The following is a 19957-nucleotide window of genomic DNA, read 5'->3' on the forward strand; positions in this document are numbered from 1 at the left end:
CATGAGCCTGCCGTGTAACAGCACCAGCCGTATCACCCGCCCTGAGCGTAGGCGCGTGGGTGGCGGCTGGCTGAGTCTGTTCGCCATGTGGATGATTTTCATCGGCCCGCTGATTTCCCAGGCGATGCCGATGGATCATCACGCCGGCATGAACATGCCGATGGGCATGGCCATGGAGGCCGGGCACACGCACGGCGATGCACATCACGGCCACAGTGACGATGGCCAGTTGCACGTGATGTGGGAAAAGTGCGGCTACTGCAGCCTGTTGTTCAATTGCCCCGCATTACCGCAGACCCTCAGCCCGCTCAGCGCCAGCGTCATTGTTCCCAGCAACCGCATCTTCGCGCCAACGCACCAGGGCCATGCCCGGCAGGCTGTGTTCCCCGGTGCCCGCAGCCGTGCACCACCCCATCCGATCAGCCTCTGAAAACACCTTTGCCGCACGGAGCCAGGAGGCTTCGCGCCACCCCATGACTGATCGACTGGAATCACTATGTCCGGCTGCATCCCTGTTTTTGCCCCTTACCTGCGAGGAACGCTTGCCGCGGTCTGCGGCTCGCTGCTCGCACCCATGGCCCTGGCCGGCGACCCAGGCCATGAAGGCCACGCCCTCGACGCGCCCGAGCTAAGCCCCACGGTCATCACCGCCGTCGCGCCCAGTTCACCCCTGACCGTGGTCACCAACCCGAAGGACCCGCGCCAGCCGGTGCCGGCCAGCGATGGCGCCGACTACCTCAAGACCATCCCCGGTTTCTCGGCCATCCGTGCCGGCGGCACCAACGGCGACCCGGTGCTGCGCGGCATGTTCGGCTCCCGCCTGAACATCCTCACCAACGGGGGAGTGATGCTCGGTGCCTGCCCCAACCGCATGGACGCCCCCACCTCCTACATCGCACCTGAAACCTACGACCGCCTCACCGTGATCAAGGGCCCGCAAAGCGTGATCTGGGGCCCGGGAGGCTCGGCAGGCACCATCCTCTTCGAACGTGAGCCGGAGCAGTTCGGCACCCTCGGTAGCCGGGTCAACGCCAGCTTGTTGGCCGGTTCCAACGGCCGCTTCGACAAGGTGCTCGACGCCGCCGCCGGCAACAGCCAGGCCTATGCACGCTTCGTGGGCAATCAGTCGCGTTCGGACGACTACAAGGACGGCGGCGGCGATACCGTGCCCTCGCGCTGGGACAAATGGAACGGCGATGTCACCCTGGGCTGGACACCCGACCAGGACACCCTGCTGGAACTCACGGCCGGCAAGGGCGACGGCGAGGCCCGCTATGCCGGGCGCGGCATGGACGGCTCGCAGTTCAAGCGCGAAAGCCTGGGCCTGCGCTTTGAAAAATCAAACCTGGGCGAGGTGCTCGACAAGGTCGAGGCGCAGGTCTACTACAACTACGCCGACCATGTGATGGACAACTACAGCCTGCGCACACCGTCGGGCAGCGGCATGATGGGCATGCCCATGGTCAGCAACGTCGACCGACGCACCTTGGGGGCGCGGCTCAAGGCCACCTGGCGGTGGGCCGACGTACAACTGATCAGCGGCATCGACGCCCAGACCAACGAACACCGCCAACGTGGCGGCATGGGCGTCGATGCCCACAAGGGCCAGCCCTGGACCAAGGACGCCGACTTCCACAACTATGGTGCCTTCGGCGAACTGACCTGGTACGCCACCGGTGAAGACCGGCTGATCACCGGTGCCCGCCTGGACCGCGCGTCGGCGCGCGACTTCCGGGCTGGCAGCGCAACCGAAGGCGATACCCGCGCCGATACCCTGCCCAGCGGCTTCGTGCGCTACGAGCACGACCTGGCCGGCCTCCCTGCCACTACCTACATCGGCCTGGGCCACGCCCAACGCTTCCCCGACTACTGGGAACTGTTTTCGCCCAAGCTGGCGCCGCCTGGTGCTGCCAACGCCTTCGACGGCATCAAGCCAGAGAAGACCACCCAGCTCGACGTCGGCATCCAGTACCGCAACGAACGCCTGGAGGCCTGGGCCTCGGGTTATGTCGGGCAGATCCGCGACTACATCCTGTTCGACTACCGCACCGGCATGATGGGCATGGGCACCTCCCAGGCGCAGAACATCGACGCGCGCATCATGGGCGGCGAACTGGGCGCCGCCTACAAGCTGACGGACAGCTGGAAGGCCGACGCCACCCTGGCCTACGCCTGGGGCAAGAACAGCAGCGACGGCAAGGCGCTGCCGCAAATGCCTCCTCTGGAAAGCCGCCTGGGCCTGACCTACAGCCGTGATACCTGGAGCGTGGGGGCGTTGTGGCGGCTGGTCGCGGCGCAGAACCGCATCGCAGAAAACCAGGGCAACGTGGTCGGCAAGGACTACGACAAGAGCGCCGGGTTCGGCGTGTTCTCGTTCAATGGTGCCTACAAGGTAAACCAGAATCTCAAGCTCAGCGTGGGGGTCGACAACCTGTTCGACAAAACCTACGCCGAGCACTTGAACCTGGCCGGGAACGCCGGGTTCGGTTACCCGGCCACCGATCCACAGCCGGTGAACGAGCCCGGCAGGACCTTCTGGACCAAGGTCGACTTGAGCTTCTGACAATAACCATGGGCGCCACCTCCGGTTGCGCCCCTTACTGGTCAACAGGAGGTTCCCATGAGTGGACCACGTGTTTCCTTTTACAACCTCGCCTGGCGCTGGCACTTCTACGCCGGGCTGTTCGTCGCCCCGTTCATGATCCTGCTGGCGATCACCGGGATAATCTACCTGTTCAAGCCCCAGCTGGACCCGCTGCTGTACCGTGACCTGATGGTGGTCGAGGCGGGGCATCATCGCCAGGGCGCCGACCTGATGCTGGCCGAAGTGCGCCAGGCCTACCCCAAGGGCCACGTAGGTCAGTACCTGCCGCCGATCAACGCCGAGCGCAGCGCGCAATTCGTGGTGCATGACAGTGGCCGCGAGCTGAACGTGTTCGTCGACCCGTACAGCGGCAAGATTCTTGGCGAACAGGACGGCAAACAGAACCTGCAGGCCATCGCCCGGGCCCTGCACGGTGAGCTGATGGTCGGCACGGTCGGCGACCGGCTGGTGGAGCTGGCCGCCGGTTGGGGCATCGTGCTGGTGGTGTCTGGCCTTTACCTGTGGTGGCCACGCGGGCGCAAGGGTGCCGGCGTGCTGTGGCCCCGGCTATCGGCCCGTGGCCGAGTGCTCTGGCGTGACCTGCATGCCGTGAGCGGGTTCTGGGGGTCAGCCCTGTTGTTGCTGATGCTGCTCAGCGGCATGACCTGGACAGGCCTGTGGGGCAAGCAGTATGCCGACCTGTGGAACCGTTTTCCGGTGGCCATGTGGAACGACGTGCCGAAGTCCGATCAACAGGCCAGGGAACTGAACAGCGCCCATCGCCAGACAGTACCGTGGGCCATGGAAAACACGCCGATGCCGCAGTCCGGCGCCCATGCCGAACATGCGGGGCATCATGGCATGTCAGCGCTGCCGGCCGCGCCCCAGGTGACCCTGCAGCAGGTAGAAGACATCGCCACTTCACGCCAGGTCGAACCGGGCTACAGCATCACCGTGCCCTCCACTGCAGACGGTGTGTACACCGTCGCGGTGTTCGCTGACGATCCGCGCAACGACGCAACGTTGCATGTCGACCAGTACACCGGCCGGGTGCTCGCCGATGTGCGCTGGCAGGACTACAGCCCTGTCGCGCGCGCCACCGAGCTGGGCGTGATGCTGCATGAGGGCAAGATGTTCGGCGCGCTGAACCAGGCCATCATTCTGTTGGTATGCCTGATGATTCTGCTAGGCTCGGTCAGCGGGCTGGTGATGTGGTGGAAGCGTCGGCCTGCCGGGGGGCTCGGCGTGCCGCCGCTGCGCCATGGCCTGCCGCGCTGGAAGGCAGCCGTCGGGGTGATGGTGCTGCTGGGCGTGGTGTTCCCGCTGGTGGGCGTGTCGATGCTGGCGCTGTGGGTGGTGGACAGCCTGGTGGTGCGGCGCCGCGTGCTGGCGCAGGCGTGAGGCTCTGCGGGCTGCTCAGGCTTCATCGCTGGCGTGCCGGCGATCAGGCCTGAGCAGCCCCCGTTGTGCCGCTAAAGTCGTGTCGATCTGTCGCGCCCCGAATTGGGACGCTCGTGTTAGCCTACTCGGCTTTCACAAAAAGACTGACCCTCAATGGAATGCAGCCAATGACCCGGACCTCTTCCCCTCCTGCTGAAGAACAGCACCTGCAGCGCAACCTGACCAACCGCCATATCCAGCTCATCGCCATCGGTGGCGCTATCGGTACCGGCCTGTTCATGGGCTCGGGCAAGACCATCAGCCTGGCAGGGCCGTCGATCATCTTCGTCTATATGATCATCGGCTTCATGCTGTTCTTCGTCATGCGCGCCATGGGCGAGCTGCTGCTGTCGAACCTCAATTACAAGTCGTTCATCGACTTCTCCGCCGACCTGCTCGGCCCCTGGGCTGGCTACTTCACCGGCTGGACCTACTGGTTCTGCTGGGTGGTCACCGGTATCGCCGACGTGGTCGCGATCGCCGCCTATACGCAGTTCTGGTTCCCCGACCTGCCGCAATGGATACCCGCGCTGACCTGTGTGGGCGTGCTGCTGGCGCTGAACCTGGTGACCGTGAAGATGTTCGGCGAGCTCGAGTTCTGGTTCGCCCTGATCAAGATCGTCGCCATCCTTGGCCTGGTCGCCACCGGCCTGTACATGGTCATCACCGGCTTCGAGTCGCCGAGCGGGCGAACCGCGCAGTTGGCCAACCTGTGGAACGATGGCGGCATGTTCCCCAACGGCCTGATGGGCTTTTTCGCCGGCTTCCAGATCGCCGTGTTCGCCTTTGTCGGTATCGAACTGGTCGGCACCACCGCCGCCGAAGCGAAGAACCCCGAACGTACCCTGCCACGGGCGATCAACTCGATCCCGATCCGCATCATCGTGTTCTACGTGCTGGCGCTGATCGCGATCATGGCCGTCACCCCATGGCGCGACGTGGTCCCGGGCAAAAGCCCGTTCGTCGAGCTGTTCGTGCTGGCCGGCCTGCCGGCGGCGGCAAGCATCATCAACTTCGTGGTGCTGACGTCGGCCGCGTCCTCAGCCAACAGCGGGGTGTTCTCCACCAGCCGCATGCTGTATGGCCTGGCCCAGGAAGGCGATGCACCCCAGGCGTTCGAAAAGCTCTCGCGGCGTGCCGTGCCGGCCAACGGGCTGTACTTCTCCTGCACCTGCCTGCTGCTTGGCGCCGTACTGATCTACCTGGTACCGAATGTGGTCGAGGCGTTCACCCTGGTCACCACCGTGTCGGCGGTGCTGTTCATGTTCGTCTGGACCTTGATCCTGCTGTCGTACCTGAGCTACCGCAAACGCCGCGCAGCGCTGCACCAGGCGTCGATCTACAAGATGCCTGGCGGGCGGTTCATGTGCTACGTGTGCCTGGCCTTCTTCGCCTTCATCCTGGTGCTGCTGAGCCTGGAAGACGATACCCGCTCTGCATTGCTGGTCACGCCGATCTGGTTCGTGGTGCTGGCCATCACCTACCAGTGGGTGCGCAGCAAGCGCCATCCGCGCAGTGTTGTGCGCGACAGTTGATCAACCTCAGGGCTGCCGTGCAGCCCATCGTCGGCTTGCCGGCGATGGGCCGTCTGGCGGCCCCAATGCTGTGCACGCAAACCCTTCAGGCACCATCCTGGGCCTCCCTTGCGCCCTAATACCTCGCACACCCCGTCTAAACCGCAGCTTCTGCCACTCGGCACACCCCTTGCAACGCCCCTCCCGCCAGGCCAACACCATAAAAACTCAGCGGAGAGAGCACATGAAGCGTCGCAGTCTGATCAAGGCCTTTACCCTCAGCGCATCGATTGCGGCGATGGGTCTTAGCTGGAGCATCCAGGCCGCCGAGACCATCAAGGTCGGTATCCTGCATTCGCTGTCCGGGACCATGGCGATTTCCGAAACGTCGCTCAAGGACATGGCGCTGATGACCATCGATGAGATCAACGCCAAAGGCGGGGTCAACGGCAAGATGCTCGAGCCGGTGGTGGTCGACCCTGCCTCCAACTGGCCGCTGTTCGCCGAAAAAAGCCGCCAGCTGCTGACCCAGGACAAAGTCGCGGTGGTATTCGGCTGCTGGACCTCGGTGTCGCGCAAGTCGGTGCTGCCGGTGTTCGAAGAGCTCAACGGCCTGCTGTTCTACCCGGTGCAGTACGAGGGTGAAGAGATGTCGCCGAACGTGTTCTATACCGGCGCCGCGCCCAACCAGCAGGCGATCCCGGCCGTGGAGTACCTGATGAGCGAAGACGGCGGCAACGCCAAGCGCTTTTTCCTGCTCGGCACCGACTACGTCTACCCTCGCACCACCAACAAGATCCTGCGCGCCTTCCTGCACAGCAAAGGCGTGGCCGACAAAGACATCGAAGAGGTGTACACACCGTTCGGCCACGCCGATTACCAGACCATCGTTGCCAACATCAAGAAGTTCTCCGCCGGCGGCAAGACCGCGGTCATCTCCACGGTCAACGGCGACTCCAACGTGCCGTTCTACAAGGAACTGGCCAACCAGGGCCTGAAAGCCACCGACGTACCGGTGGTGGCGTTCTCGGTGGGCGAAGAAGAACTGCGCGGCATCGATACCAAACCGCTGGTGGGTCACCTGGCCGCGTGGAACTACTTCGAGTCGGTGGATAACCCGGTAAACCAGAAGTTCGTCGCCGACTGGAAGGCCTACGCCAAGGCCAAGGGCCTGCCAGGCGCTGACAAGGCGGTGACCAACGACCCGATGGAGGCCACCTACGTGGGCATCCACATGTGGGCCCAGGCCGTCGAGAAGGCCAAGTCCACCGATGTCGACAAAGTGCGCGAGGCGCTGGCCGGGCAGAGCTTCAAGGCACCGTCGGGCTTCACCCTGACCATGGACAAGACCAACCACCACCTGCACAAGCCGGTGATGATCGGCGAGATCCAGGATGACGGGCAGTTCAGCGTGGTCTGGCAAACCGAGCAGCCGCTGCGGGCCCAGCCCTGGAGCCCGTTCATTCCGGGCAATGACAAGCGCCCGGACTATGCAGTGAAAGGTAACTGAGTGCACTGGGGCCGCCATGCGGCCCAATCGCGAGCAAGCTCGCGCCTACAAATCCCTGTAGGCGCGAGCTTGCTCGCGATGAATCCACCGCCGATCTCCAGGATTGCTCGCATGCTCAGACTCCTGCTCACCCTCCTGCTCCTGCTGCCCCTGGCAAGCCAGGCGAGCGAGGGCGAATTCTTCCTCACCGCCAAGCCCGCCGAACAAGCCAGCCTGCTTGAGGGCTGGGCCGCGCAACCCGATGCCGCACGCCTGCCGCTGCTGGAAAACCTGCGCCAGGGCCGCATCGCCGAAGGCGATACGCGCAAGGTGCGCCTGAACAACCGCCTGCGCGGCCTGATCGACAACGCCCTGGCCAGTCATCAGTTGCTCAGCGACAACAGCGACACCCGTCTGGCCGCCGCCCAGCAACTGCAGAAAAGCGCGCAACCGGCGCAGGTGGCCTTCCTCGACCGGCGCTTCGCCAGCGAGCCAGATGCGGCCGTGCACGCGGCCCTCGGCCTGGCCCTGGCCAACCTGCAACTGGGCGCCAGCGAGCCGGCCGTGCGCCTGTCTGCCGTGCGCCTGCTCGGCGAAACCGGCGACCCGCTGGCCCGCACCCGCCTTGAGACCTTGCTGCAACCGGACGCCGAAACCGACGCCGGCGTGCGCACCGCGGCGCAAACCAGCCTGGCCCAGGTCAAACGCAAACTGCTGTTCGGCGAACTGCTCGGCCAGGCCTTCAGCGGCCTGTCGCTGGGCTCGATCCTGCTGCTGGCGGCCCTGGGCCTGGCGATCACTTTCGGCCTGCTGGGGGTGATCAACATGGCCCATGGCGAGATGCTCATGCTCGGCGCCTACAGCACCTACATGGTCCAGGTGCTGCTGCAGCGCTACGCCCCTGGCGCCATCGAGTTCTACCCGCTGATCGCCCTGCCCGTGGCCTTCGCGGTCAGCGCCACGGTCGGCATGGCGCTGGAGCGCACGGTGATCCGCCACCTCTACGGCCGCCCGCTGGAAACCCTGCTGGCCACCTGGGGTATCAGCCTGATTCTGATCCAGGCCATCCGCCTGCTGTTCGGCGCGCAGAACGTCGAGGTCAGCAACCCGGCGTGGCTGTCGGGCGGTATCCAGCTGCTGCCCAACCTGGTGCTGCCGTACAACCGCCTGGTCATCATCGGCTTCGCCCTGGCCGTGGTGCTGCTCACCTGGCTGCTGCTCAACCGCACGCGGCTGGGGCTGAACGTGCGCGCGGTCACCCAGAACCGCAACATGGCCGCCTGCTGCGGTGTGCCCACCGGGCGCATCGACATGCTCGCCTTCGGCCTTGGCTCAGGCATCGCCGGGCTCGGCGGCGTGGCCCTGAGCCAGGTTGGCAACGTCGGCCCCGACCTGGGCCAAAGCTACATCATCGACTCGTTCCTGGTGGTGGTGCTCGGCGGTGTCGGGCAACTGGCCGGCAGCCTCTGGGCCGCCTTTGGCCTGGGTATAGCCAACAAGCTGCTGGAGCCGCAGATCGGCGCGGTGCTTGGCAAGATCCTCATCCTTGCGTTGATCATTCTGTTCATCCAGAAGCGTCCGCAAGGCCTGTTCGCCCTCAAGGGACGGGTAATCGACTGATGAACCAGCCACTGCTTGTCACCGCTTCGCAAAAGGCCGGGCCGCGCCTGTCGCTGGCCATCGGTGCTGTTGTCGTCCTGCTGTTGCTGGCCCTGGCGCTGCTGTCGTTGCTGCCGGCGGGCCATGCATTGCAGGTTTCGGCCTACACCCTGACCCTGGTCGGCAAGATCCTGTGCTACGCCATCGTCGCACTGGCCCTGGACCTGGTCTGGGGCTACGCCGGGCTGCTGTCGCTCGGTCATGGCCTGTTCTTTGCCCTCGGCGGCTATGCCATGGGCATGTACCTGATGCGGCAGGCGGCGGGCGACGGCCTGCCGGGCTTCATGACCTTCCTGTCGTGGAGTGAACTGCCCTGGTACTGGGCTGGCACCCAGCACTTCGCCTGGGCGCTGTGCCTGGTGGTGCTGGCGCCCGGCCTGCTGGCACTGGTATTCGGCTGGTTCGCTTTCCGCTCACGGATCAAGGGCGTGTACTTCTCGATCATGACCCAGGCCCTGACCTTCGCGGGCATGCTGCTGTTCTTTCGCAACGAGACGGGGTTCGGCGGCAACAACGGCTTTACCAGCTTCCGCACCATTCTCGGTTTCGACATTGCCGCCCAAGGCACCCGCGCCGTGCTGTTCCTGCTCACCGTCGGCCTGCTGCTGGCCAGCCTGTACTTGTGCTGGCGCCTGACCCACAGCAAGTTCGGCCGCCTGCTGACCGCGGTGCGCGATGCCGAGAACCGCCTGATGTTCTGCGGCTATGACCCACGCGGGTTCAAGCTGCTGGTATGGGTGCTCAGCGCTGTGCTGTGCGGCTTGGCCGGGGCGCTGTACGTGCCGCAGGTGGGCATCATCAACCCCAGTGAAATGTCGCCGACCAACTCCATCGAAGCTGCCGTCTGGGTCGCCCTTGGCGGGCGTGGCACACTGATCGGTCCGCTGCTCGGTGCCGGCCTGGTCAACGGCATGAAGAGCTGGTTCACCGTGGCCTTCCCGGAGTTCTGGCTGTTCTTCCTCGGGGCGTTGTTCATCCTCGTCACTCTCTACCTGCCCAAGGGTGTGGTCGGCCTGCTGAAGAAAAGGAGCCAGCCATGAGAGGCGTGCCCCCCGTGCATCCGGAATTCATGCTCGAGCCCGTATTCGACCACCTCGGTGCCGGGCGTGAAGCCATCGGCCTGGGTACACGCCGCCAGGCAGGCCTGGACACGCGCCACGGCACGGTACTGAGCCTGGAAGACATCAGCGTCAGCTTCGATGGGTTCAAGGCCCTCAACGCGCTCAACCTGTACATCGGCGTGGGCGAGTTGCGCTGCATCATCGGCCCCAACGGCGCCGGCAAGACCACGATGATGGACGTGATCACCGGCAAGACCCGCCCCGACACGGGCAGCGCGTACTTCGGCGACACCCTCGACCTGACCCGCATGAGCGAGTACCAGATCGCCCAGGCCGGCATTGGCCGCAAATTCCAGAAGCCCACGGTGTTCGAGGCGCTGACGGTGTTCGAGAACCTCGAACTGGCGCTCAAGACCGACAAATCGGTGTGGGCTAGCCTGGCGGCACGCCTGAATGGCGAGCAACAGCAGCGCATCGAAGACGTGTTGAACACATTGCGCCTGCTGCCCCTGGCCCAGCGCCAGGCCGGCTTGCTGTCGCATGGGCAGAAGCAGTTCCTGGAAATCGGCATGTTGCTGGTGCAGGAGCCGCAGTTACTGCTGCTCGACGAACCGGTGGCGGGCATGACCGATGCCGAGACCGAGTTCACCGCCGAGCTGTTCAAGGGCCTGGCTGGCAAGCATTCGCTGATGGTGGTGGAGCATGACATGGGCTTCGTCGGCAGCATTGCCGACCATGTGACCGTGCTGCACCAGGGCAGCGTGCTGGCAGAAGGGTCACTGGAGCAGGTGCAGGCGGATGAGCGGGTGGTCGAGGTGTATCTGGGCCGCTAGACATTGAAGCCTGCCCCGCGAAGAGGCCAGGACTGGCACCGCAACCCATTCAGGAACTCTCACATGCTCAAGATCGACACCCTGCACCAGTATTACGGCGGCAGTCACATCCTGCGTGGCCTGTCCTTCGAAGCCAAGGTCGGCGAAGTCACCTGCCTGCTCGGGCGCAATGGCGTGGGCAAGACCACCCTGCTGCGCTGCCTGATGGGCCTGGTACCGGCCCGCGAAGGCAGCGTCGAATGGGAGGGCAAACCCATCACCACACTCAAGCCGCAGCAACGGGTGCAGGCCGGCATCGCCTACGTGCCGCAAGGCCGCGAAATCTTCCCGCGCCTGAGCGTCGAGGAAAACCTGCTGATGGGCCTGTCGCGTTTCCACGCCCGTGAAGCACGGGAAGTACCGCCGTTCATCTACGAACTGTTCCCGGTGCTGGAGCAGATGAAACAACGGCGCGGCGGCGACCTGTCCGGGGGCCAGCAGCAACAGCTGGCCATCGGCCGTGCCCTGGCCAGCCGCCCACGGCTGTTGATTCTCGACGAACCCACCGAAGGTATCCAACCCTCGGTCATCAAGGAGATCGGTGCCGTCATCCGGCGCCTGGCTGAGCGCGGCGACATGGCTATCCTGCTGGTCGAGCAGTTCTACGACTTCGCCGAGGCGCTGGCCGACCAGTACCTGGTCATGGCCCGCGGCGAGATCATCCAGCGCGGCCGAGGGGAAAACATGCAGGCCGAAGGTGTGCGCGGGTTGGTAACCATTTAATCTGCTGCCATCGACCTTGTGAGACGCTGCAATGAGCCATGAAATCCGCGATGCCCTGCCCACCGATGTAGCGGGTATCCTCGACATCTACAACGACGCGGTGCGCAACACCACGGCGATCTGGAACGAAACCCCGGTCGACCTGGGCAACCGCCAGGCCTGGTTCGAAGCCCGTGCACAACAGGGCTACCCGATTCTGGTGGCGGTGGATGACACGGGCGTGCTCGGCTATGCCTCGTTTGGCGACTGGCGGCCGTTCGAGGGCTTTCGCCATACCGTCGAGCATTCGGTGTACATCCGTGGCGACCAGCGCGGCAAGGGTCTGGGGCCGCAGTTGATGGCGGTGCTGATCGAGCGGGCGCGTGCGTGCGGCAAGCATGTGATGGTCGCCGCCATCGAGAGTGGCAATACAGCCTCAGTGCGCCTGCACGAGCGGCTGGGGTTCGCGGTGACCGGGCAGATGCCACAGGTGGGGGTGAAGTTCGGTCGCTGGCTGGACCTGACCTTCATGCAACGGGTGCTGACCCCAGGGGCTGAGCCGAGCTGAGTACAACGAGCCCCCTCTCGCGGCAAGCCGGCTCCCACGCCGACCATAAGCGCAGTGGGAGCCTTGGGGCCAATGCAGGCCACATCACATCTGGGTAAACCGCCCCAGCCGCTGCTTGAGCATACTGTTCTCACTGCGCAGCTGTTGCACTTCCTGCAGCAACTCCAGCGCCAGCGCCACCCCTTCCCACTCCAGCTCCAGATCGTTGTGCAGCTTCACCGCACGCCTGGCCAGCAGCGGCGCCTGATCATCGAACAACCAGTCCTCCGGCGTTCGCCCCGAAGGTTCAACGATGCCGTGTTCAACGATCTCGATCACGTAATCCTTGGTGATGTCGGCCTCCTGGCAGAGGGTACGCATGTCCAGTTGAACGATCAGGGTGCTGCTCATGATCACTTACTCCATTGTGTCCTCGGATTGAACGCAGCCTTCTCGGAAAGCTGGGCCCACAGTTCGCGGGTAGACGCGTCGGATGTCGGCGGCATGACCACCTTGAGCTGGGCATACAGGTTGCCGCGCTCGCCGTGCTTGTTCGCCAGGCCCTTGCCCGGCACGCGCAGGCGTTGGCCGCTCTGGCTGTCGGGGCGGATGGTCAGGTTGATCTTGCCGTCCAGGGTCGGCACCGCCACTTTGGTCCCCAGCGCGGCCTCCCACGGTGCCAGCGGCACGGTGATGATCAGGTCATGGCCTTCGACATCGAACAGCGGGTGCGGCGCCATGCGGATGGTCAGGAACAGATCGCCATTGGCCCCACCGCCGCTGCCCGGCGCGCCCTGGCCTTTGAGACGGATACGTTCACCGTCAGCCACCCCAGCCGGGATCTTCACGTTCAGGGTCTTGGTAGTGAACCCGGTGCGCTGGCCCGCAGCATTGGTCTGCGGCACCTGGAAGCTGATCTGCTTGGATTCCTTGCTCAAGGTTTCTTCGAGGAAGATCGCCAGTTCCAGTTCCACATCCTGCCCTCGCCTGCCGGCGCTACGTTGTTGGCGGGCGCCACCAAAAGGATTGCCGCCCCGTGCGCCGAAGATCGAGCTGAAGAAGTCGGAGAAGTCACCGCCCTCGAAACCGCCTCCACCACCACGGCTTTCCCAGCCTGGCGGCGCCTGGAACGGCCGACCATGCTGGCCGCCGTACTTGCGAATCTCGTCGAACTCAGCGCGTTTCTGGGCATCGCCGAGCACCTCGTAGGCCTCGTTGGCCTCCTTGAATTTCTCCTCGGCGTCGCGCTCCTTGCTGACATCAGGGTGATACTTGCGCGCCAGCTTGCGGTAAGCGGCCTTGATCGCCTTCTCGTCCGCCGTGGGCTCTACGCCGAGTATCTTGTAATAGTCTTTGAAGTCCATCTACGGATCACCAATGTGAATTTTCGTGTTGCATCTGAAGATAAGGGTCAAGCATAGCCTTTCAAGGTTCGCTTGGTGTTGCTGCAAGGCAGACGACCGGTCTTGATTCTGTAGCCAACTGGCATAAACTGCGCGGCCGTTTTGCCTCCGGAAGCCCTTTCCCATGTCCGACGTATCCCCGGCCCGCGCCCTTGGCATCGACTTTGGTACCTCCAACTCCACGGTCGGCTGGCACCGCCCTGGCGTCGAATCGCTGATCGCCCTGGAAGACGGCAAGATCACCCTGCCCTCGGTGGTCTTCTTCAACATCGAAGAGCGTCGTCCGGTATATGGCCGCCTGGCGCTGCACGAGTACCTGGAAGGCTACGAAGGCCGCCTGATGCGCTCGCTCAAGAGCCTGCTCGGCTCCAAGCTGATCAAGCACGATACCAGCGTGCTAGGCAGCGCCCTGCCGTTCAAGGACCTGCTGGGCATGTTCATCGGCGAACTGAAAAAGCGTGCCGAAGCCTCCGCCGACCGCAGCTTCGACCAGGTGGTACTGGGCCGCCCGGTGTTCTTCGTCGACGAAGACCCGGCCGCCGACCAGGAAGCCGAAGACACCCTGGCCGACGTGGCGCGCAAGATCGGCTTCAAGGACGTGTCGTTCCAGTACGAACCGATTGCGGCGGCGTTCGACTACGAGTCGGGCATCAGCCGAGAAGAGTTGGTGCTCATCGTCGATATCGGCGGCGGTACCTCGGACTTTACCCTGATTCGCCTGTCACCCGAGCGCCACCAGGTGGCCGAGCGCCAAAGCGACATCCTCGCCACCGGTGGCGTACACATCGGCGGTACCGACTTCGACAAGCAGTTGAGCCTGCAAGGCGTGATGCCGTTGTTCGGCTACGGCAGCCGAATGAAGAGTGGCGCGCTGATGCCCACCAGCTACCACCTCAACCTGGCCACCTGGCACACCATCAACGCCCTGTACTCGCAGAAGTCGCAGCTGGCCCTGGGCAGCATGCGCTATGACATCGAAGACACGCTGGGTATCGACCGCCTGTTCAAGCTGATCGAGCAGCGTGCCGGGCACTGGCTGGCGATGGAAGTGGAAGCCAGCAAGATCGAACTCACCGACCAGCCAAGCCGCCGTATCGACCTTGGCCGTGTCGAGCAAGCCCTGGGCGTGGACTTGACCCGTGCGGTATTCGAGGCCGCTATCGAAGGCCTGCTCGAGCGGGTACGCGGTAGTGTGAGCGAGCTACTGGCCAAGGCAGGTGTAGGCGAAGGCCAGGTGGACACCGTGTTCTTCACCGGGGGGTCCAGCGGCATTCCGGCCCTGCGCAACAGCGTGGCGGCCATGCTGCCCAACGCCCGGCATGTGGAAGGCAACATTTTCGGCAGCATTGGTAGCGGGCTGGCGATCGAGGCACGCAAGCGCTACGGCTCAATCTGATATCGGCGTCAGCGTTATCGCCGCCAAACCGGCTCCCACAGGAATGACACCGCCCGCAAGGCTGTGCTATCCCTGTGGCGTCGAAGAGGCCGCTTGTTTCAAACCAGCTCTGCCCGCCGCAGCTCACTCTTCAGGTAGGCATAGTAGACGGGGCCTGCCACCACCCCCGGCAAGCCGAATGCCGCCTCGAACACCAGCATCGCCAGCAACAGCTCCCAGGCTCTGGCGCTGATCTGCCCACCCACGATACGCGCGTTGAGGAAGTACTCGACCTTGTGGATGACGATCAGGTAGCCCAACGCCGCCGCCGCCACCCAGATCGACAACGACATGCCGACGATGGTGATCAAGGTGTTGGACATCAGGTTGCCAATCACTGGCAACAGCCCAAGCAGGAACGTCAGCACGATCAGGGTCTTGGTCAGCGGCAGGTGTACGCCGAACAGCGGCAGCACCACCGCGAGGAAAATGCCGGTGAATGCCGTATTGAGCAGCGAAATCTTGATCTGCGCGAAGACAATGTTGCGAAACGCCTGAACCAGCAGGCTCAAGCGCTCGAACAGCGCGGCAGCCAATGGTTTGCGCCGGGAGATGTCGGGGATGCGCTGCAGGGCAATGATCGCCCCCAGAATCATGCCGATCAGCAGCGTCACGAACATGTGCGCCATACCCTTCCCCACCAGCTGCAGGTCGCTCAGGTGGCTCTTGATCCAGTCACCGATGGCCACCTTGAACTCGGCCGCGCTGGCCGGCAGGTAACCTTCGATGAACGGCGGCAGCTGGCCGCGGGCACGCTCGACCAGGCCCATGAACTTGTCCAGCGAGGCGCCGGGGTTCTCGGCCTCATGCAACAGAAAACTGAAGGCACCGGCGATCAGGAGCGCCAGGCTGATGACCACCAGCGTGCCTAGCAACGCTACCGCCAGCCAGCGTGCACGTTGGCCTGCGATCAGCGGTTGCAGCCGTGGGGTGAGCATGTTGACCAGCTCGAATACCAACAGGCCGGCCAGCAGGCTGGGCAGCAACTTCAGGGGCAGGGCCAGCAGCAGACCGGCCATGACGATGATCAGGCTGGCAAGGGTGATCTGGCGGGGGGTGAAGGTCATACAGCCTCGGCGGCAGACAGCGGAAAGACCCGCAGTCTGCCAGCCTTGAAGCCACAGGCATAGGCGCAGGTCATTTCTTCTTCAGGCAGTCGCTCATGTAGGCCTTGCGCTCGTCACCCTTGAGCGCCTTGGTGGTGGCGTCGGCGTTGCAGGTCTTCATCTTTTCCTGCTGGGTGGCGGGTGTGCTCTTCTTCAGGCAGGTGCTCATGAACGCCTTGCGTTCATCCCCCTTGAGGGCCTTGGCGGTGGCATCGGCATTGCACGAGGTCATTTTTTGCTGTTGCGCGGTGGCAGCGAATCCTTGCGCACTGAACAACACAGCCAACACCAGCAACGGCATTTGCAGCATTTTCATGGAGTGGTCTCCTGTCTCCGCGCCCGATGCACGGTGGTGCAGATCAGTGTAGACAAGAATTTTTACATCTTCGCCCGCGACTGCCGCCGGTACTGTTCAGGCGTGCAGTGGGCCTGGCGCTGGAACATGGCGATGAAGGCCGAGGCACTGCTGTAGCCAAGGTCGAAGGCGATGGCCTGGATGGGCTGGCCCGCTTCCAGCGCTTCGATGGCCCGCAGAAAGCGCAGCCGCAGCCGCCACTCGCCGAAGCTGATGCCCAGCTCGCGCAGAAACTGCCGGGCCAGGGTACGCTCGCTGACATGGACCAGGGCAGCCCAGTGGGCAAGCGGGCGATTGTCCCCGGGCTCGGCACCGAGGGCCTCAAGCACCTGGCGCAGGCCCTCGCTACGGGCGAAGGGCAGGTAGCAGGTCTGGGTCGGCGCCAGCAGCAACTGGTCGAGCAGCACCTGCACCAGGCGCTGGTCGCGCTCGTCCTGTGCGACCTTGAGGTCACGGCGGGCGAAGTCGCCGAGGATGGCCTTGAGGATATCGCTGATGACCAGGCTGCACGGTTGTTGCGGCAGGTTGGCGCACAGCTGACGGTCCAGATAGACCGAACGGTAGACGATGGCCTGGGGGTTGTAGCAACCGTGTTCGGTACCTGGCGGCACCCACACCGCGTAATGCGGGGGCGAGAGGAAGCGCTGGCCGTCGACGTCCAGGTGCATCACGCCGTTGGCGGTGTAGTTGAGTTGGCCCCAGGCATGGCGATGCGGGGCACTGTGGGTGTCGGCGCCAAATTCGTCGTAGCGAAAGTAAACGGGTGCCGGCAGCGCGTCGAACCGGGGGATATCGAGATATTTACGGGGCATGCTGTCTGCTTCAAAGGGCAGGTTGTCTGGATAGGAGTATAGGCTTATGGACAGACAAAGGATAAAGAGCGCCTATCGGGGGCCGTCCTGCTGCCCTTTCGCGACACCTCAGAGAATCACAGTTACATGAACTATCTTTTCCCCCTTACCGCCATCCTCATCTGGGCCGGCAATACCGTAGTCACCAAGATGTCCGCCGGGGCCATCCACCCCGCCGAGATCGGTTTCCACCGCTGGTTGCTGGCCGGCCTGCTGTTCACCCCGTTCCTGCTGCCTGCCGTGTGGCGCAATCGCGGGGCGATCCGCCCGCACCTGGGCAAAATCTTCGTCCTCGGCGTGCTGGGCATGGCCATGTACCAAAGCCTGGCCTACTTCGCGGCAGGCATCACCAGCGCCACCAACATGGGCATCATCCTGTCGTTGATGCCGCTGATGTCATTGGCGCTGTCCATCGCCTGGCTGGGCCAGCGCTTGAGCTACGGCGCCTTGCTGGGCGCGCTGGTGTCGTTCGTCGGCGTACTCGAGGTGGTGTCGGCCGGGCACCCCGCAGCCCTGCTCGAGCAGGGCCTGAACAGCGGTGATCTGCTGATGCTCGTGGCCACCCTGGCGTACGCGCTGTACAGCTTCCTGCTGAAGAAGTGGCAACTGCGCCTGCCGCCCTTGCAGTTGCTGTACCTGCAAGTGCTGGTGGCGATTATTGTGTTGTTGCCGCTGTTCCTGCTTTCGGACAAGACCGGGCTGAACAGGCACAACGTCGGCCTGGTGCTGTACGCCTGTGTGCTGGCCTCGATGATTGCACCGTTGGTGTGGATGCAGGCCGTGCACCGCCTGGGGCCAAGCCGCACCACGCTGTTCTTCAACCTGCTGCCGGTGATCACCGCGCTGATCGCTGCCGTGGTGCTGAACGAACAATTGGCCAGCTACCACCTGGTGGGCGGCCTGCTGACCCTGGCCGGGGTCATCCTTGCCGAACGCTGGACCGCGCCCGTGCGCCGCAGCGCTACAACCCAGCGGCTTTGAGGCGGGCAGCATGCTCGGTGAACAGGCGCACGGGCTCGGCGCCCTTGCCCACTGCGCCGAGCGACTGGTTGACGATATCCAGGTGGTCGAGCGGATAGTCATCACCGATCACCTGCCCCAGGTGCGAGCTGAAGCGCCCGACCATACCGTCGCAGTGGCCCTTTTCCTTGACGAAGCTGCGCGCGAACAGGCGGCAGAAGCGGTTGCTGCCATCAAAACGGTTGCGGCCCTGGTCAGTCAACCCAGGCTGCAGCGTGCCTGACCAGGAGTAGTAGCGCACGCCGTTGACCTCGCCCGGCCCTTCTCCACCCCAGGTGCTGGGCAGGCCCTGTGGATAAGCCTGGTTGAACAGCGCCACGCCGGCACTGGTCAGCGACTGGTGCGATGCGTGCACATCGATCGGCAACGGGTCACGGCGCCAGCCGGTTTCCAGCCACACCAGCAGTACCGCCAGCCCATGCAGCACGGCCTTGAGCACCCGCCCCTGGGGTGAGTCACCGGGCGCAGTGCGCTCCAGGTGGTCGGCCAGTTCGGAACCCTGGTTGGGGCCGGCCACCGACGTGACCGACGCCACCCGATCAGGCCGCCGGGCAGCGGCATAGCGCGCACTCAGCGCACCTTGGCTGTGGCCGATGAGGTTGACCTTGTCGGCGCCCGTGCGCTGGCAGATGTCCTCGATGATCGCCAGCAACTGCTCCCCACGCACCTCGCTGGAGTGCAGCGGCGAAACCTGCACTGCAAAGACCTTTGCCCCGCCTTTACGCAAGGCTTTCGGGATGCCGAACCAGTACGGGTAAAGCAGCACCCGCACGAAGCCAAGCATGCCCGGCACCAGCACCAATGGGTATCGCGTGGCCAATTCCCGTTGCATGGACCTGCCCCTTTCCGTGGACGACCGGCCAACACTACAGCGCCCTTGATGACCATCGCAATCGAACTCCTGGCGCGCCGCGCGGTTCCAAACCAGAACAGACCCTTGAGCAAGGAGCGGGACCATGTACAAGCAGACCCTGGCAATCCTTCTGGCAAGCGCAACCCTCGCCGCCTGTGGCAGCCGCCCGGAAAACCCGGTCGATTACGTCACCTTCCGCGAAGAGCCGCTGGTCAAGCAGGTGGAAAACGGCATGACCATGCAAAAGGTCATCGCCATCGGCGGCAGCCCCTCCACTGTCATCGACCTGCCACATGGGGGCACCTGCAACGACTACATCCTCAACCGTGATGGCCACCAGCAACCGTACTACGTGCGCTTCGACGCCACCGGCCATGTCGATGCCAAGGGTTTCAAGACTTGCAAGCAACGAGAAGAGGACAGCAAAGCCGTACCCGGCGCGTGAGCCTACCCTTCACCTTGACCAACCGTCCTGATCTGTTTGGAGAGAACCATGAGCAACGTTGAACTGACCGATGTGCAAACCCTGCGCCAGCGAGCCCGCCAGCACGTCGAGCAAGGTGCGGTGACCGAGGGTTACCATGCCGACCGCCAAGAAATCCTGCGCCTGCTCAACGAGTCGCTGGCCACCGAACTGGTCTGCGTGCTGCGCTACAAGCGCCACTACTTCATGGCCAGCGGCATCAAGGCCAGCGTCGCGGCCGAGGAGTTTCTCGAGCATGCCAACCAGGAAGCCGAACATGCCGACAAGCTGGCCGAGCGTATCGTGCAGCTGGGCGGTGAGCCGGACTTCAACCCCGACAACCTGACCAAGAATTCCCATGCCCAGTACGTGGCGGGCAATTCGCTGAAGGAAATGGTGCTGGAAGACCTGGTGGCCGAGCGTATCGCGATCGACAGCTACCGCGAAATCATCCAGTACATCGGTGACAAGGACCCGACCACTCGGCGCATCTTCGAGGACATTCTGGCCCAGGAAGAAGAGCACGCGGACGATATGTCCGACTTGCTGCAGGGCTTGTAAGGCTGAGGGCGCGCTGCGCCTTCGCGGCACAAGGCCGCTCCC

General features: G+C 64.1%; 20 protein-coding genes. 14 read left to right on the forward strand and 6 right to left on the reverse strand.

Annotation, left to right across the window (positions count from 1 at the left end; genetic code table 11):
- The first annotated feature begins 1 nt into the window (after nucleotide 1).
- The 10 genes from APH34_RS05550 to APH34_RS05595 all read left to right on the forward strand — a co-directional run bounded on the left by APH34_RS05550 (nucleotide 2) and on the right by APH34_RS05595 (nucleotide 11889).
- Complete coding sequence (locus APH34_RS05550) at nucleotides 2-430, forward strand: DUF2946 domain-containing protein (RefSeq protein WP_054900185.1); 429 nt, start codon at nucleotides 2-4, stop codon at nucleotides 428-430.
- A gap of 66 nt (nucleotides 431-496) precedes the next feature.
- Nucleotides 497-2563: a TonB-dependent copper receptor gene (locus APH34_RS05555; RefSeq protein WP_054900186.1), complete on the forward strand. Its 2067-nt coding sequence runs from the start codon at nucleotides 497-499 to the stop codon at nucleotides 2561-2563.
- A 57-nt stretch (nucleotides 2564-2620) separates the two neighbouring features.
- Entirely contained in the window at nucleotides 2621-3985 is a 1365-nt protein-coding gene (locus tag APH34_RS05560) for a PepSY domain-containing protein (RefSeq protein WP_054900187.1), read from the forward strand.
- A gap of 167 nt (nucleotides 3986-4152) precedes the next feature.
- Nucleotides 4153-5559: a D-serine/D-alanine/glycine transporter gene (gene cycA / locus APH34_RS05565; RefSeq protein WP_054900188.1), complete on the forward strand. Its 1407-nt coding sequence runs from the start codon at nucleotides 4153-4155 to the stop codon at nucleotides 5557-5559.
- A gap of 223 nt (nucleotides 5560-5782) precedes the next feature.
- Nucleotides 5783-7048: an urea ABC transporter substrate-binding protein gene (gene urtA, locus APH34_RS05570; protein ID WP_054900189.1), complete on the forward strand. Its 1266-nt coding sequence runs from the start codon at nucleotides 5783-5785 to the stop codon at nucleotides 7046-7048.
- 78 nt (nucleotides 7049-7126) lie between these two features.
- Nucleotides 7127-8647 carry an urea ABC transporter permease subunit UrtB gene (gene urtB / locus APH34_RS05575; RefSeq protein ID WP_371263296.1) on the forward strand — a complete coding sequence of 507 codons (1521 nt, stop codon included), beginning with the start codon at nucleotides 7127-7129 and terminating at the stop codon, nucleotides 8645-8647.
- Nucleotides 8647-9726, forward strand: coding sequence for an urea ABC transporter permease subunit UrtC (gene urtC / locus APH34_RS05580; RefSeq protein ID WP_054900191.1), 1080 nt, complete (start codon nucleotides 8647-8649; stop codon nucleotides 9724-9726). The genes urtB and urtC overlap by 1 nt, the downstream gene beginning before the upstream one ends.
- Nucleotides 9723-10580, forward strand: coding sequence for an urea ABC transporter ATP-binding protein UrtD (gene urtD, locus APH34_RS05585; protein WP_156358064.1), 858 nt, complete (start codon nucleotides 9723-9725; stop codon nucleotides 10578-10580). The genes urtC and urtD overlap by 4 nt, the downstream gene beginning before the upstream one ends.
- A gap of 63 nt (nucleotides 10581-10643) precedes the next feature.
- Nucleotides 10644-11342 carry an urea ABC transporter ATP-binding subunit UrtE gene (gene urtE, locus APH34_RS05590; protein WP_054900192.1) on the forward strand — a complete coding sequence of 233 codons (699 nt, stop codon included), beginning with the start codon at nucleotides 10644-10646 and terminating at the stop codon, nucleotides 11340-11342.
- A 31-nt stretch (nucleotides 11343-11373) separates the two neighbouring features.
- Entirely contained in the window at nucleotides 11374-11889 is a 516-nt protein-coding gene (locus APH34_RS05595) for a GNAT family N-acetyltransferase (RefSeq protein WP_054900193.1), read from the forward strand.
- Between the two features lie 84 nt (nucleotides 11890-11973).
- On the opposite strand, the gene APH34_RS05600 is transcribed toward APH34_RS05595, so the two are convergent.
- Nucleotides 11974-12279: a chaperone modulator CbpM gene (locus tag APH34_RS05600; RefSeq protein ID WP_054900194.1), complete on the reverse strand. Its 306-nt coding sequence runs from the start codon at nucleotides 12277-12279 to the stop codon at nucleotides 11974-11976.
- A gap of 2 nt (nucleotides 12280-12281) precedes the next feature.
- On the reverse strand, nucleotides 12282-13232 hold the full coding sequence (gene cbpA / locus APH34_RS05605) for a curved DNA-binding protein (protein WP_054900195.1): 951 nt from the start codon (nucleotides 13230-13232) through the stop codon (nucleotides 12282-12284).
- A gap of 163 nt (nucleotides 13233-13395) precedes the next feature.
- Between cbpA and APH34_RS05610 the strand changes: the two genes are divergently transcribed.
- Nucleotides 13396-14667 carry an Hsp70 family protein gene (locus APH34_RS05610; RefSeq protein WP_054900196.1) on the forward strand — a complete coding sequence of 424 codons (1272 nt, stop codon included), beginning with the start codon at nucleotides 13396-13398 and terminating at the stop codon, nucleotides 14665-14667.
- A gap of 98 nt (nucleotides 14668-14765) precedes the next feature.
- Here APH34_RS05610 and APH34_RS05615 read toward each other — a convergent pair whose 3' ends face one another.
- The 3 genes from APH34_RS05615 to APH34_RS05625 form a co-directional block, all read right to left on the reverse strand.
- The gene (locus APH34_RS05615) at nucleotides 14766-15773 is read right to left on the reverse strand and encodes an AI-2E family transporter (RefSeq protein ID WP_054900197.1); all 1008 of its coding nucleotides are present in this window, start codon (nucleotides 15771-15773) and stop codon (nucleotides 14766-14768) included.
- 70 nt (nucleotides 15774-15843) lie between these two features.
- Entirely contained in the window at nucleotides 15844-16128 is a 285-nt protein-coding gene (locus tag APH34_RS05620; RefSeq protein ID WP_054900198.1) for a PsiF family protein, read from the reverse strand.
- Nucleotides 16129-16190: 62 nt separating this feature from the next.
- A complete protein-coding gene (locus tag APH34_RS05625; protein ID WP_054900199.1) occupies nucleotides 16191-16979 on the reverse strand; it encodes a helix-turn-helix transcriptional regulator in 789 nt (262 codons plus the stop codon).
- Nucleotides 16980-17105: 126 nt separating this feature from the next.
- Here APH34_RS05625 and APH34_RS05630 point away from each other — a divergent pair, with 126 nt between their 5' ends.
- The gene (locus tag APH34_RS05630; RefSeq protein ID WP_054900200.1) at nucleotides 17106-17999 is read left to right on the forward strand and encodes a DMT family transporter; all 894 of its coding nucleotides are present in this window, start codon (nucleotides 17106-17108) and stop codon (nucleotides 17997-17999) included.
- On the opposite strand, the gene APH34_RS05635 is transcribed toward APH34_RS05630, so the two are convergent.
- The gene (locus APH34_RS05635; RefSeq protein ID WP_054900201.1) at nucleotides 17980-18870 is read right to left on the reverse strand and encodes a triacylglycerol lipase; all 891 of its coding nucleotides are present in this window, start codon (nucleotides 18868-18870) and stop codon (nucleotides 17980-17982) included. The genes APH34_RS05630 and APH34_RS05635 overlap by 20 nt on opposite strands.
- Before the next feature lie 124 nt (nucleotides 18871-18994).
- Between APH34_RS05635 and osmE the strand changes: the two genes are divergently transcribed.
- Both osmE and APH34_RS05645 read left to right on the forward strand, forming a co-directional pair.
- Nucleotides 18995-19336 carry an osmotically-inducible lipoprotein OsmE gene (gene osmE, locus APH34_RS05640; RefSeq protein ID WP_054900202.1) on the forward strand — a complete coding sequence of 114 codons (342 nt, stop codon included), beginning with the start codon at nucleotides 18995-18997 and terminating at the stop codon, nucleotides 19334-19336.
- A 48-nt stretch (nucleotides 19337-19384) separates the two neighbouring features.
- Nucleotides 19385-19915 carry a bacterioferritin gene (locus tag APH34_RS05645; RefSeq protein WP_054900203.1) on the forward strand — a complete coding sequence of 177 codons (531 nt, stop codon included), beginning with the start codon at nucleotides 19385-19387 and terminating at the stop codon, nucleotides 19913-19915.
- Nucleotides 19916-19957: the final 42 nt, after the last annotated feature.

Origin of the sequence: Pseudomonas sp. NBRC 111131 (assembly GCF_001320525.1) — a bacterium.
Lineage (GTDB): Bacteria > Pseudomonadota > Gammaproteobacteria > Pseudomonadales > Pseudomonadaceae > Aquipseudomonas > Aquipseudomonas ceruminis.